General features: G+C 64.6%; 11 protein-coding genes. 4 read left to right on the top strand and 7 right to left on the bottom strand.

All coding sequences use genetic code 11. The annotated features are described in order from the left end of the window. Window positions 1-4 precede the first annotated feature (4 nt). Window positions 5-3,478, bottom strand: coding sequence for a DNA polymerase III subunit alpha (gene dnaE / locus ACOYW5_RS03765; RefSeq protein WP_423067923.1), 3,474 nt, complete (start codon window positions 3,476-3,478; stop codon window positions 5-7). Window positions 3,479-3,755: 277 nt separating this feature from the next. Between dnaE and ACOYW5_RS03770 the strand changes: the two genes are divergently transcribed. The 3 genes from ACOYW5_RS03770 to ACOYW5_RS03780 all read left to right on the top strand — a co-directional run bounded on the left by ACOYW5_RS03770 (window position 3,756) and on the right by ACOYW5_RS03780 (window position 5,786). Next, a complete protein-coding gene (locus tag ACOYW5_RS03770; protein WP_423067924.1) occupies window positions 3,756-4,580 on the top strand; it encodes an isocitrate lyase/PEP mutase family protein in 825 nt (274 codons plus the stop codon). Window positions 4,581-4,618: 38 nt separating this feature from the next. Then, window positions 4,619-4,975, top strand: a complete 357-nt coding sequence (locus ACOYW5_RS03775; RefSeq protein ID WP_423067925.1) for a hypothetical protein — start codon at window positions 4,619-4,621, stop codon at window positions 4,973-4,975. Window positions 4,976-5,048: 73 nt separating this feature from the next. Continuing rightward, window positions 5,049-5,786 (top strand): class I SAM-dependent methyltransferase, encoded by a 738-nt coding sequence (locus tag ACOYW5_RS03780; RefSeq protein WP_423067926.1) that lies wholly within the window; start codon window positions 5,049-5,051, stop codon window positions 5,784-5,786. Here ACOYW5_RS03780 and ACOYW5_RS03785 read toward each other — a convergent pair. The 4 genes from ACOYW5_RS03785 to proS are packed head-to-tail and all read right to left on the bottom strand — an operon-like array spanning window position 5,783 to window position 10,530. Further along, window positions 5,783-6,469 carry an ABC transporter ATP-binding protein gene (locus ACOYW5_RS03785; protein WP_423067927.1) on the bottom strand — a complete coding sequence of 229 codons (687 nt, stop codon included), beginning with the start codon at window positions 6,467-6,469 and terminating at the stop codon, window positions 5,783-5,785. The two genes, ACOYW5_RS03780 and ACOYW5_RS03785, sit on opposite strands and share 4 nt — an antisense overlap. Further along, complete coding sequence (locus tag ACOYW5_RS03790) at window positions 6,462-7,823, bottom strand: ABC transporter permease (RefSeq protein WP_423067928.1); 1,362 nt, start codon at window positions 7,821-7,823, stop codon at window positions 6,462-6,464. The genes ACOYW5_RS03785 and ACOYW5_RS03790 overlap by 8 nt, the downstream gene beginning before the upstream one ends. Next, window positions 7,820-9,184, bottom strand: a complete 1,365-nt coding sequence (locus ACOYW5_RS03795) for an ABC transporter permease (RefSeq protein ID WP_423067929.1) — start codon at window positions 9,182-9,184, stop codon at window positions 7,820-7,822. The genes ACOYW5_RS03790 and ACOYW5_RS03795 overlap by 4 nt, the downstream gene beginning before the upstream one ends. Beyond that, window positions 9,181-10,530 carry a proline--tRNA ligase gene (gene proS / locus ACOYW5_RS03800; RefSeq protein ID WP_423067930.1) on the bottom strand — a complete coding sequence of 450 codons (1,350 nt, stop codon included), beginning with the start codon at window positions 10,528-10,530 and terminating at the stop codon, window positions 9,181-9,183. The genes ACOYW5_RS03795 and proS overlap by 4 nt, the downstream gene beginning before the upstream one ends. Window positions 10,531-10,866: 336 nt before the next feature. Here proS and ACOYW5_RS03805 point away from each other — a divergent pair, with 336 nt between their 5' ends. Next, a complete protein-coding gene (locus tag ACOYW5_RS03805; RefSeq protein WP_423067931.1) occupies window positions 10,867-11,220 on the top strand; it encodes an MmcQ/YjbR family DNA-binding protein in 354 nt (117 codons plus the stop codon). A gap of 51 nt (window positions 11,221-11,271) precedes the next feature. On the opposite strand, the gene ACOYW5_RS03810 is transcribed toward ACOYW5_RS03805, so the two are convergent. Together ACOYW5_RS03810 and ACOYW5_RS03815 are read right to left on the bottom strand one after the other, a co-directional pair. Continuing rightward, window positions 11,272-11,520, bottom strand: a complete 249-nt coding sequence (locus ACOYW5_RS03810; protein ID WP_423067932.1) for a DUF1467 family protein — start codon at window positions 11,518-11,520, stop codon at window positions 11,272-11,274. Between the two features lie 8 nt (window positions 11,521-11,528). Then, window positions 11,529-13,208 (bottom strand): ribonuclease J, encoded by a 1,680-nt coding sequence (locus ACOYW5_RS03815; protein WP_423067933.1) that lies wholly within the window; start codon window positions 13,206-13,208, stop codon window positions 11,529-11,531. Window position 13,209: the final 1 nt, after the last annotated feature.

Below are 13,209 nucleotides of genomic sequence, written 5' to 3' on the forward strand. Positions count from 1 at the left end.
ATCGCTAGCTCAACCGCACATCCACCACGCCTTCCATCGCCTTGATGCTGCCGGCGATCTCCGGGGTGAGGCGGTAGCCGCCCTTTAGTTCGATCTCGTATTCCTTCGCGCCCGCGTCGCGAATGACGATGAAGCTGACCATGCCTTCGCCGCCGGATTTGAGCTGGCTGCTGATCGGGGCGAGGCATTTGGCGTCGCCGGCGAAAACGGTAAGGCGCCGGCCGATCTTTGCGGCGAGGCCGTCGATGGGTTCGGCGTTGATGAGGCGCAGGCTGATGCCATCGGGGCGCTCGTCGGCTTCGACGCTGAGCACGACGGATTTGCCGGGCTGCAGCACGTCCGAGAACTGGCTGACCTGCTCGGAGAAGGCGATCACCTCGTAGCCGCCGCTAGCGTCCGAGAGGCTGATGATGGCCATCGGAGTGCCTTTCTTGGTACGCCGGTCGTTACGGGTCGCGATGGTGCCGGCCAGGCGCCCTGCCCTCGCGTCGGCCTCCTTCACGGCACGCTCGAAATCTGCGTAGGGCTGGACGCGTAGCCGATCGAACAACTCGGCATACTGGTCGAGTGGGTGGCCCGACAGGTGGAAGCCGATCGCACTGTGCTCGCGGGCCAACCGGTCGGCCGGTAGCCAGTTGGTTACGGACTGGCTGAGCGTGATGGGCGGCGGCCCATCAAAGTCCAGCAGGCCGAGCTGACCGGTGTCGCGGTCGCTGTTGAGCGACGATGCGGTCGCAACGACCGCATCGATGGCGGCGAAGGCCTGCTCGCGACGCGGCACCAACTGATCGAAGGCTCCGGCGTTGACCAGGGCTTCGAGTGTCCTGCGGTTGATGATGCGGGCATCCACCCGGGCGGCAAAGTCGCTCAGGTCCTTGAACGGGGTGTCGCCGCGCGCTTCCATGATGTGCTCGGCGACCGCCTGCCCTACGCCCTTCACGGCGCCGATGGCGTAGAACACCTTGCCGTCGTGGGTGTTGAACACTGCGTCCGAACGGTTGACGCAGGGCGGCACGATCTCGATGCCGTGCTTCTTGGCGTCCTGGCGGAATTCGTTGAGCTTGTCGGTGTTGCCCATATCGAGTGTCATGGTCGCCGCGAAGAATTCGTGCGGGTAGTGCGCCTTGAGATAGGCCGTCTGGTAGCTGACCAGGGCGTAGGTTGCGGCGTGCGACTTGTTGAAGCCGTAGTTGGCGAACTTGGCGAGCAGGTCGAAAATGGTGTCGGCGAGGCCCTTCTTCAGGCCGTAGCGAATGCAGCCTTCCTGGAAGCGGGCACGCTGGGCGTCCATCTCGGCCTTGATCTTCTTGCCCATGGCGCGGCGCAGCATGTCGGCTTCGCCGAGCGAATAGCCCGACAGGATCTGGGCGATCTGCATCACCTGTTCCTGGTAGACGATGATGCCGTAGGTCTCGTCGAGGACCTCGCTCAGCGCCTCGTGCGGATATTCCACATCCTCGCGACCGTGCTTGCGGTCGTTGAAGAGCGGGATGTTCTCCATTGGGCCGGGGCGATAGAGCGCGACGAGGGCGATGATGTCCTCGAAATGGTCGGGCTTCATGTCGATAAGGGCGCGGCGCATGCCCTGGCCTTCCACCTGGAACACGCCGGCCGTGTCACCCATGGCGTAGAGCTTGTAGGTCTCGGCGTCGTCGAGCGGGATGTCCTCGATGCGGAATTTGCCGTCGCCGTCGCGGTTGATCATGTCGACCGCGCGCTTGATGGTGGTCAGCGTCTTCAGCCCGAGGAAGTCGAACTTCACGAGGCCGGCCGATTCCGACCACTTCATGTTGTACTGGCTGACCGGCATGTCGGAGCGCGGATCGCGATAGAGCGGCGCCAGCTGCTGGAGCGGCCGGTCGCCGATGACGATGCCGGCGGCATGGGTCGAGGCGTGGCGATAGAGGCCCTCGAGCTTCTGGCCGATGGTGAGCAGTTCGCCGACCTGCTCGTCCTCGTCGGCCAGCTGCCGCAGTTGCGGCACTTCCTTCAACGAGCGCTCGAGCGTCCACGGATCGGCCGGGTTGGCCGGCACGAGCTTTGCGATACGATCGACCTGGCCGTAGGGCATCTGCAGCACGCGGCCGACGTCGCGCAGCACGGCGCGGGCCTGGAGCGTACCGAAGGTGATGATCTGGGCGACCTGCGCCTCGCCGTATTTCTGCTGGACGTAGCGGATCACCTCTTCGCGCCGGTCCTGGCAGAAGTCGATGTCGAAGTCCGGCATCGAAACGCGTTCGGGATTGAGGAAGCGCTCGAACAGCAGGTTGTAACGGAGCGGGTCGAGGTCGGTGATCGTCGTCGCATAGGCGACGAGCGAACCGGCGCCCGAGCCGCGGCCTGGGCCCACCGGGATGTCGTGCGCCTTGGCCCATTGGATGAAGTCGGCGACGATGAGGAAGTAGCCCGGATACTTCATGCGCTCGATGATCCCGAGCTCGTATTCCAGCCGCTCGCGATAGATCTGCTCGGTCTTGCCGTGACCGACGCCGACTTCCCTCAGCCGGCGATCGAGGCCGGCGCGCGCCATTTCGGCCAGCGCCAATGCCTCGGCCGCCACGGCTTCCTCGGCGGACAGCCCAGGCGTTGCTGCGAAGGTGGGGAGGACCGGGTCGCGCTTCTTGGGCCGGTAACTGATGCGTTGCGCGATTTCCACCGTGCTGTCGAGGGCTTCTGGCAGATCGGCGAAGAGCGCCTGCATCTCCTCGCGGGTCTTGAAATAGTGCTGGTCGGAGAGCTTTCGACGATCGGTCTGGGCCAACACGGTGCCGCCGGCAATGGCGAGCAGCGCGTCGTGCGCTTCGTAATCGGCCGGACCGGGGTAGAACGGCTCGTTGGTCGCTACCAGCGGCACGTTATTCTCGTAAGCGTAGTCGATCAGCCGCGGCTCCGTCGCCGCTTCCTGCGGGCGCCCGTGGCGCTGCAGCTCGATGTAGAGCCGGTCGCCGAACAGCTCGCGCAGCCGGTCGAGCCGGGCAAGCGCAAGCGTATCCATGTTGTTACCGAATAGTGGATCGATGGCCCCTTCCGGCCCGCCGGTGAGGCAGATGATGCCGTCGACGGTCTCAGGCGTGAGCCAGTCGAGCTTGGCGGCGGCGCGGCCGTTCTCGCCTTCGAGATGGGCGCGGCTGACGAGGGTCGAGAGATTGGCAAAGCCGTTGCTGGTCGCGGCGAACAGGACCAGCCCCCCCTTCCCCAAGCGATCGCGGCCATGGCCACGATCCTGCATGCGGTCCTGGGTATCCTCAGTGGCCGAGAAATCCACCGCGAGCTCGACGCCGACGAGCGGCTGGATGCCCTTGCCGGCGGCCTTCTCTGAAAACTCAAGCGCGCCGAACAGGTTGTTGGTATCGGCTATCCCCAGCGCCGGCTGTTTATCGGCCTTGGCGAGGTCGAGGAGCTTGGCAAGTGGCAGCGCCCCCTCGAGCAGCGAGTAGGCCGAATGAACGTGCAGATGGATGAAGCCGGGACCAGACATGTGTCGTTCCTACCCCCGTGCCGCCAGTGCGGCCATCGACGGGGGTGTTTCTCCACAGTCTCGTCACACGAGTCGGGAGGCGATATCCATCCAGGTGAGCGAGGCGACAGAGAAGCCGCAGATGGTGGCGAAAGCGAGCAGATCCTTGACGAACGAGAGCATCTCTATCTCCGTGTTTCCGGTTCGTTCTTATATGTTCCTTTTTCGTTCCTGTCCACAAAACGCGATATAGGACCGAGTACGTGGTTAATTTGAGAATCGGCCAAAGGGAGAACAGGTGATGAACCAACGTGAAAAGGGCGAGGCTTTCCGGGCCCTCCATCGGGGGCCGCTGTTCGTGATGCCCAACCCGTGGGACGCTGGTAGCGCGCGGCTGCTTGCCGGGCTTGGGGCCAAGGCGCTGGCGACGACGAGCGCCGGTTTCGCGTGGACGCTGGGTCGCCGTGATGGCGGCATCACGCGGGAAGAAGCCCTGCGCAATGCCGCCGAGATCGCGGCGGCTGTCGACCTGCCAGTGAGTGGCGATCTCGAGAACGGCTATGGCGAAGCGCCGGAGCATGCCGCCGAGACCATTCGGTTTGCGGCGGAGGCCGGACTTGTGGGCGGCTCCATCGAGGATGCGAGCGGCGATGCGGATGCGCCGATTTATGAGTTCGAGCTTTCGGTACGGCGGGTAGAGGCGGCGGCGAAGGTGGCGCACGCCCTGCCCTTCCCGTTCACGTTAGTGGCGCGGGCCGAGAACTTCCTGCACGGACGTCCGGACCTCGCCGACACGATCCGGCGACTGCAGGCTTATGAGGCGGCGGGGGCGGACGTGCTGTTTGCGCCCGGACTGCCTGATCTCGAGGCGATCCGCAAAGTGGTGGCTGCGGTCAGCAAGCCGCTGAATGTGGTGCTGTGGCAGAAGCAGTCGCCCTACACGATCGCAGATCTCGCTGGCGCAGGCGTGCAGCGCGTCAGCACCGGTGGCTCTCTTGCGCGGGCCGCGCTGTCCGGGCTGAGGGACGCGGCGCTGGAGGTGCTGGGATCGGGCACGCTGACCTATCTCGACGATGCGATCACTACTGCCGAGGTGCACCGGTACATGCCGCCGAAGCAGTAGGGCTGGATTTAGCCCTATCCGACCGCTACGCCTTAGCAATGCCCCTCGCCGCTCGTGAACGCACCAAACTCATCCGCATCCTCAAGCTGCTTGGCTCCGACCAGCCGGGCGAGCGGGCCTCTGCGGCATTGGCGGCGCAACGGCTCGTGGATGCGTCCGGGCTGACGTGGGACGAGATCCTGGCGGAGCGCGCGGCCCAGGTGGTGGTGCAGCGGGTCCGCGAGTGGGACATCAACCACGCCGATGCGGCGGAAGCACGGATCCGGCAGCTCAAGGACACGACCGAGCGGCAGGAACGGCAGATCCGGGCGTTGCGTACACGGGTGAATACGCTGACCGAGCGGGAACGGCTGCGGCGGATATCTGAGGAGGCCAACAGTCCATTTGACGGGTAGTCGGGACTGACACCAATATCTGTCGCATGATATACTGTTGTTACGTCTTGAATGTGACTGCGAGGGCAAGCACATGACGGCAAACGACAAAACGACGCCCGACGCTCATCCGACTGCTGATGCCTCCACGGTCTCTGTATTCCAGGATACCTGGGCGGTTTACCGCAAGGTAGTCGACAACAATTACCTTTTTCATCGCGAAGCATACGCCGCGCTTCGAGCCCAGCTCACCGGGGCCGGCGTCTTTCCGTTCCGCTTCCTCGACATTGCGTGTGGAGATGCCACCGCCAGTGTTGATGCACTACGCGGCACGCAGCTCACCCACTATCACGGTATCGACTTCTCCAGCCACGCCCTGCAACTGGCTGCGGCCGCCCTCGGCGAACTCGGCTGTTCGGTCAAACTCGAGGAAGGCGACTTCCTCGACCTCGTGCCCGAGCGGAAAGACATCGCCGACATCATCTGGATGGGACTGTCGCTGCATCACCTGCAGCAAGCCGACAAGCTAAACTTCATGCGGGACATCCGCTCGGCGCTTGAAGCCGGCGGCGCATTCCTGATTTACGAGAACTCGCTACGCGGTGCAGAAGATCGCGATAGCTGGATGCGGCGGTGGGACGAGCAACGCCCCGCCTGGACCGCGTTTTCGGATGCCGAGTGGGTCACCATAAGCAACCATGTGCATGCGGCGGATTACCCCGAGAGCCACGAAACCTGGCATCGGCTCGGGCGAGAGGCCGGTTTCCGCAGCTCAGCCCATTTGCTGACGACACCGACGGAACTATTCAGCCTCTATCGGTTCGACGCCTAGAGCGTCGTGTCCTCGATCAGCCCGTTCCGCAGCGTGACGATGCGGTTGGCGCGGCGGGCGAGATCGTGGTTGTGGGTGGCGATCAGGGCGGCAGCGCCCTCTTCGCGGATGAGGCCGGCGAGGGCTTCGAAGACGACATCGCTGGTCGCGGGGTCGAGATTGCCCGTCGGCTCGTCGGCGAGGATGATGCGTGGGTTGTTGGCGGCGGCGCGGGCGATGGCGACGCGCTGCTGTTCGCCGCCGGAAAGTTCGGCAGGCCGGTGGAGCGCGCGGGGGCCGACGCCGAGGATTTCCAGCAGTTGCATTGAGCGTTTGTTCGCCGTGCCCTGGTCGCGGCCGGCGATGAGTTGCGGCATCGTGACGTTTTCGAGCGCCGAGAACTCGGGCAGCAGGTGGTGGAACTGGTAGACGTAGCCGATGGTGTTGCGGCGCAGCAGCGTGCGACCGCGCTCGCTGAGCTTGCTGGTGGCAACGCCGGTGACGGTTACCTCGCCACCCTGAGGACGCTCAAGCAGGCCGGAAATGTGCAGCAGTGTCGATTTGCCGGCGCCCGACGGGGCGACGATGGCGACCAGTTCGCCGCCGCGCACAGTGAGATCGGCGGCTTCGAGCACGCGCACCAGCGTCTCGCCCTCGCCGAAGTGGCGGTGCACCTTGGACAGCTGCAGGTGGACGTCACTCATAGCGCAGGGCCTCGACGGGATCGTATTGGGCGGCGCGCCAGGCGGGATAGAGCGTCGCGAGGAAGCTGAGCACCATGGCCACCGTCACGATGGCGGCGACTTCGGACGGATTGGTCCGGCTGGGCAGCGAGGAGAGGAAGAAGACCTCGGGCGGGAAGATGGTGAAGCCGAGGACGCTCGAGAGAAAGGCCCGGATCGATTCCGCATTGGCTGATATCACGAGGCCGAGCGCCAGGCCGATCAGCGTGCCGCCGACGCCGATGGCGACGCCCGCAATGCCGAAAATCCGCATGATCGAACCGCGGGTGGCGCCCATGGTGCGGAGCACGGCGATGTCGGTGCCCTTGTCCTTCACCAGCATGATGAGGCTCGAGATGATATTGAAGGCGGCGACGACGATGATCATCGAGAGGATCACGAACATCACGGAACCCTGGGTCTGCAGGGCATCGAAGAAATTCTGATGCTGCTGGCGCCAGTCCGAGAGGATCAGCGGGCGCTCGATCTGCTGGCCGATCCTCAGCCGCATCGCATCGAGTGCGTTGGGGTCGGAGATGAAGACCTCGATGGCGGTGGCGCGGTAGATGCGGTCGTAGGCGGCCTCGCGGTCCTCCTCGGTGGCATCCAGCGGGGGCACCGAAGCATTTGGCTTCAGCACCCGATCGAACATGTCGAGATAGTCCTGAGCGGGCTGCATCGGCATGTAGAGGTAGAAGCTATCGAACTCGGTCATGCCGAGGTCGAAGATCACCCTGACGGGATACGAGCGGGTCCGCGGCCTCGCGCCGCCCTCGAGGCTGCCGGGATCAGGGCTCAGCAGCGTGACTGCGTCGCCGATATTGACCTTGAGCTTTTCGGCCAGCCGGCGGCCGATGGCGACGCCGTTGCTCTCGTCCCAGCCGTCCCAGTGGCCGAGGATGGCGCCGTCATGCAGGAGCTCGAGCTGCTCGACCGAGGCCAGCGACATGCCACGGAGGATGACGCCGGTGGCATCGGCGCGAACACCCGAGGCGAGCGCCTGCCCCTCGACGAACGGGATGGCCGAAACGACGCCGTCGACGTTGCGGATCTCGAAGGCGGACTGATCGTAGTCGGTGAAGCGCGCCTCGATCGGATAGGCGGAGAAGTGGCCGTTGAGGCCGAGTAGTTTCGAGACGATTTCGGAGTTGAAGCCGTTCATCACCGAGGTAACGACGATCAGCGCCGCGACGCCGAGGGCGATGCCGGTGAGGGTAAGGGCGGCGATCACCGAGACGAAGCGGTCGCGGCGGCGAGCGCGCAGGTAGCGCCAGGCGACGAGGAACTCGAAGCGCGAGAACGGGCCTGGATCGGCGGCGGGCTGCGTGGTGCTCACTGGTGCAGCCCCGCGATCGGATCGAGCTTTGCGGCACGCCAGGCCGGATAGAGCGAGGCGAGGAAGGTGAGGACGAGCGACAGCAGTACAACGACGGTCACCTCGACGGGATCGATGCGCGACGGCAGGCCGGCCATCAGGAACAGCTCAGGCGGGAAGATCGGGATGTTGAGGAGGTTCGAGACGAACGCCCGGATCGGCTCGACATTGATGGCGACGACGAGGCCGAGGATCAGCCCGAGAAGCGTGCCGGCGAGGCCGATAGCGAAGCCGGTCATCGAGAAGATGCGGAGGATCGAGGAGCGCGTCGCACCCATGGTGCGGAGGATGGCGATATCCGGCCCCTTGTCCTTCACCAGCATCACGAGGCTGGCGATGATGTTGAAGGCGGCGACGAGGATGATCAGCGAGAGGATGACGAACATCACGACGCGCTCGACCTGCAGAGCCGAGAAGAAGGTGGCGTTGCGCTGCTGCCAGTCGGCGATGGCTAAGGGGCGGTCGAGCGCCGCCTGCAGCTTGTCGCGCATGCCGGCGATGTTGTCGGGGTCCTTGACGAAAACCTCGACGCCGGTCGCTTGGTAGGCGCGCTCGTAGGAGGCGTCGATTTCCTCGTCGGTGGCCATCACGCTCGGCATAGCGAGGCCGGGCTTCAGCCGGTCCTCGTAGAGCTTGAAATAGACCTGCGCTTCCTGCATCGGCAGGTAGATGTAGAAGCTGTCGTATTCGGGCATGCCGAGGTTGAAGATGACGTTGACCGGGAGCGTGCGCTCGGCCGGTGTGCGCCCGAACGGGGTCAGCGTGCCGTTGGGATTGATGATGGTGATCTCGTCGCCGATGGTGACGCCCAGCCGCTCGGCGAGGCGCTGGCCGATGGCGACACCCTGCCCCGCATCCCACTGGTCCCAGCCGCCAAGGACGGCAGCGTCGCGCAGGGCCGGCAGCTTGGCGATCGAGACAGCGTCGATGCCGCGCACCGCAACGCCGGTGGCGCTCGACGTGCCGGAGGCAAGCGCCTGACCTTCGACATAGGGGATGGCGTAGAGCACGCCATCGACCGTTTCGAGGCGCGTCGTGACATCGGCATAGTCGGTGAGGCCTGTCGCATCGACGTTCTGGACGACGAAGTGGCCGTTGGCGCCGAGGATCTTGCCGAGGAGTTCGGTGCGAAAGCCGTTCATCACCGACATGACGACGATAAGCGTCGCGACGCCGAGCACGACGCCAACGAGGGTCAGGCCGGTGATCACCGAGACGAAGCGCTCCTTGCGCCGGGCGCGCAAGTAGCGCCCCGCGACGAGGAATTCGAAGCGCGAGAAGGCGCCCGGTGCCTTGCCGGCGGTGGGCGCTGCGTTGGTCAAACGCTATCCCGACGCTGCGGGACGATGAGGCCCTTGAGGCGGCCGACGGCCTCCTCGATCGACAACGTCTCGCGCTCACCGGATTTGCGGTGCTTGATCTCGACCATGCCTTCTTTCAGGCCGCGCGGACCGACGATCAACTGGTACGGGATGCCGATCAGGTCGGCGGTGGCGAATTTGCCGCCGGCGCCTTGGTCGCGATCGTCGTAAGCCGCATCGATGCCCTCCTGCTGCAGGTCGGCGTAGAGGCGTTCGGCTGCGGCGTCGCTGTCGGCATCACCGACCTTGAGGTTGATGACCACAGCCTCGAACGGCGCGACGCTGACCGGCCAGATGATGCCGGCATCGTCATGGCTGGCTTCGATGATGGCCGGCACGAGGCGGGTCGGGCCGATGCCGTAGCTGCCCATGTGAACTTCGACGGCCTGACCGTCCTGGCTGGTGACGGTTGCCTTCATCGGCTTCGAGTAGGTGGTGCCGAAATAGAAGATGTGGCCGACTTCGATGCCGCGCGCTGCGAGCTGATGCTCCTGCTCGACGGCGGCCTTGAACGCGGCCTCGTCGGTCATCTCGTCGGTCGCGGCGAAGAGCGAGGTCCAGTCCTTGAAGATCGGCGTCAGGTCGGAGCGGAAGTCGACATCGATATCCGGGATCGGCTTGTCGACGAGGCGCTTGTCGAGGAACACCGCGCTCTCGCCGGTATCGGCCAGCACGTGGAACTCGTAGCTCATGTCCCCACCGATCGGGCCCGTATCGGCGCGCATCGGCACGCCGACGAGGCCCATGCGGTGGAAGGTGCGGAGATAGGCGACGAACATGCGGTAGAAGGCCTGCATGGCGCCGGCCTCGTCGAGGTCGAACGAGTATGCGTCCTTCATCAGGAATTCGCGCGAGCGCATGGTGCCGAAGCGCGGGCGCACCTCGTCACGGAACTTCCACTGCACGTGGTAGAGGTTCAACGGCAGGTCCTTGTAAGACTTCACGTAGGTCCGGAAGATATCGGTGACGACCTCTTCGTTGGTCGGACCGAACAGCATGTCGCGCTCGTGGCGATCCTCGATGCGCAGCATCTCCTTGCCGTAGGCATCGTAGCGGCCCGACTCTTTCCACAGATCGGCCGACTGCACGATGGGCATCAACAGCTGGATGGCGCCGGAGCGGTTCTGCTCTTCTTCGATGATGCGGACGATCTTGTTCAAGACCTTGAAGCCGAGTGGCAACCAGACATAGCTGCCCGCCGCCTGCTGCTTGATCATGCCGGCGCGCAGCATCAGCTGGTGCGAAACGATCTCGGCTTCCTTCGGCGTCTCCTTGAGGACGGGGAGGAAGTAACGGCTCAGGCGCATGATTGTCCCTTCTCGCGCGGGATTCGGTTGCCATCCCTATAGCGCATACGTGGCGAAAGTGGAGCCTGCAAAAGCGCGCGAAACTTGGGCAAACGCTTGGGAGTGCGTCGCTTTTAAGCACCCAAATAGCCGCCCGAACCCGTATGTAAAAATGCAATGGCTGCCATGCAGAATCCGCTTGGCAGCCCTGAAATCAGTTGTTAGGGTCCGGCTCCATAAGAACACAGGCAACCACAAGTTGCCGGACGTCGACAACGTCAAGGGAGGAGCGTTGGCAGCCACCTAACCGTGTGCCTAAGACCAGCGTATTGTCGAGAAACTCTTCAAAGCAGGGCCTTGGCCCTGCTTTTTTCATTGGTGGATGAAGAACGCATGACAACGTCTTCTGAATTCAGAGCAATCGCGCTGTCACTGCTGGGCACCACCGAGGCGCCGCATTTCGACCGGGCGGCGTTCAAGGTCAAACGCATCTACGCCACGCTTGGGGCGGATGGGCTGAGCGCGAACCTCAAGCTGACGCCGGATGAGCAGGAGCTCAAGGCGATGCTGGCGCCGGAGGCGTTCCGGCCGGTCGACAACGCCTGGGGACGCCAGGGCTGGACTACCGTGACGCTCGCGACCATCAATGAAGCTGAACTACGCGCAGCGCTGGAGATGGCGCACGCACATGCGGCGGGGAAAGCGCGCTGAGCTTTCTCTAGGCTCAGCCGGTGTGCGTGGTTATGTCAGTGACCTACCAGCCTAGCGCCAGTATTCCTGCAGCCAGGACGCACTGAGCCCCCAGAGCAGCAGCCCGGTGACGACGGCCGCCAGCACCGTGGTGATCAGCAGCTTGGGCCATAGCCGGACGATGCCTGCCGGTGCGCCGGGATCGGTGCCCTTCGTCCATTGCCCCTCGTCCACCTGGTTTCGGACCTTGAACGGCAAGACGACGAACAGGCAGAGCCACCAGACGACGAAGTAGATGGCGATGTAGGTGCCGACTTGCATGGCCGAGCTCAGATGCGGTGGACGAAGATGGTTACGTTGGGTTTGCGGCCCCAGTAGGACGTAACCTCGCTCCGCACCGCACGCTGCAGCGCCGTCTGCACCAGTTCGGGATCGTTGCGGCGCTTGGGCGGGATCGACTTGAGCGTCCCCGTCACCGCGCGCTTGACGATGTTGGGCAAGGATTCGCCTTCGTCATCGACATCGGGGAGTCCCTCGATGGCGAGATCCGGGCCAGCCAGGACCTGGCCGCTCGAATTGACGCAGACGCTGACGACAATGTGGCCACCGAAGCTCAGGCGACGGCGGCCCTTCACGCCGCTCTCCTCGGGCGTGCAGAGTACGTTGCCGTCGAGATAGAGCTCGCCGACGCGGACTTCGCCGGGGAAGTGCGTGGTTTCCGGGAAGAGGCGGACCATGTCGCCATTGCGGGCGTGCACGACCGTGTCGATGCCGTGCTGACGACCGAGCAGCGCGTGTGCTTCGAGATGGGCTGCCTCGCCGTGGACGGGCACCAGCACGTCGGGCTTCAGCAGGTCGTATAGGCGCTTCAGTTCCTCGCGACGAGGGTGGCCGGTGGTGTGAACGAGGCCGTGGTCGCGGGTGATGATGTCGATGCCGCGATCGATCAGCAGGTTCTGGATGTCGATGACTTCGCGCTCGTTGCCCGGGATAGCCCAGGACGAGAAAATGACGCGGTCGCCGGCGTTCAGCGAGATCTCGGGGTGTTCCTCGCGAGCGATGCGGGCGATGGCCGCACGGGCCTCGCCCTGGCTGCCAGTGCAGAGCAGCACGACATCCTTGCGGGCCAACGTCTTGTATTCGTTCTGGTCGAGGAAGGGGTCGATCCCTTCCAGCATGCCGAGTTCGCGTGCGATGCCGGAGATGCGGTGCATCGCCCGGCCCGACATCACCACCTTGCGGCCGGCCTTCTGCGCAGCGCGGGCGACCGAGATGACGCGGCCGACATTCGAGGCGAAGGTGGTGACGGCGACACGATGCGGCGATTCCGCGATCAGCGCCTCAAGCGTCGATGCCACTTCGTCCTCGGACGGGCTGGTGCCGTCCTTCTGGGCATTGGTGGAATCGCAGATCAGCGCGATGGGGGTTGAGCGGTCAGCGCCGATGGCACCGAAGCGCGCGACGTCGGTGGGCGCGCCGCCTACCGGGTTGGGATCGAGCTTCCAGTCGCCGGTGTGGATCACGCGGCCCACCGGTGTCGTGATCAGCAGTGCGCAGCTCTCGGGGATTGAGTGGGCGACGTTGATCGCCTCGATGGTGAAGGGGCCGACGGTAAAGGGTTTGCCGACATACATCGGCTTCACCTCGACATCCTCGACGATGCCCTCGGATTCCTGCTTGGCACTCAGCATGGAGGCGGTGAAGGCCGTGGCGTAGACCGGGCGATCGAAGGCCGGCCAGAGGTCGAGCACCGCGCCGTAGTGATCTTCATGGCTATGTGTGAGGATCAGCGCCAGGACGTCATCGGCATGCTGCTCGAGGAAGGCTGGATCGGGGAGGATCAGCTCGACGCCAGGCTCGTTCGGCCCGGCAAAGGTCACGCCGCAATCGACGACGATCCATTTGCGGCTACGAGCCGGGCCGAAGCCGTAGGCGCCCATGTTCATCCCGATTTCGCCCACGCCGCCGAGCGGCACGAAGACCAGTTCGTCGGGTCCTGCTTTGGCCATC

This window comes from Devosia sp. CN2-171 (assembly GCF_049354815.1).
Lineage (GTDB): Bacteria > Pseudomonadota > Alphaproteobacteria > Rhizobiales > Devosiaceae > Devosia_A.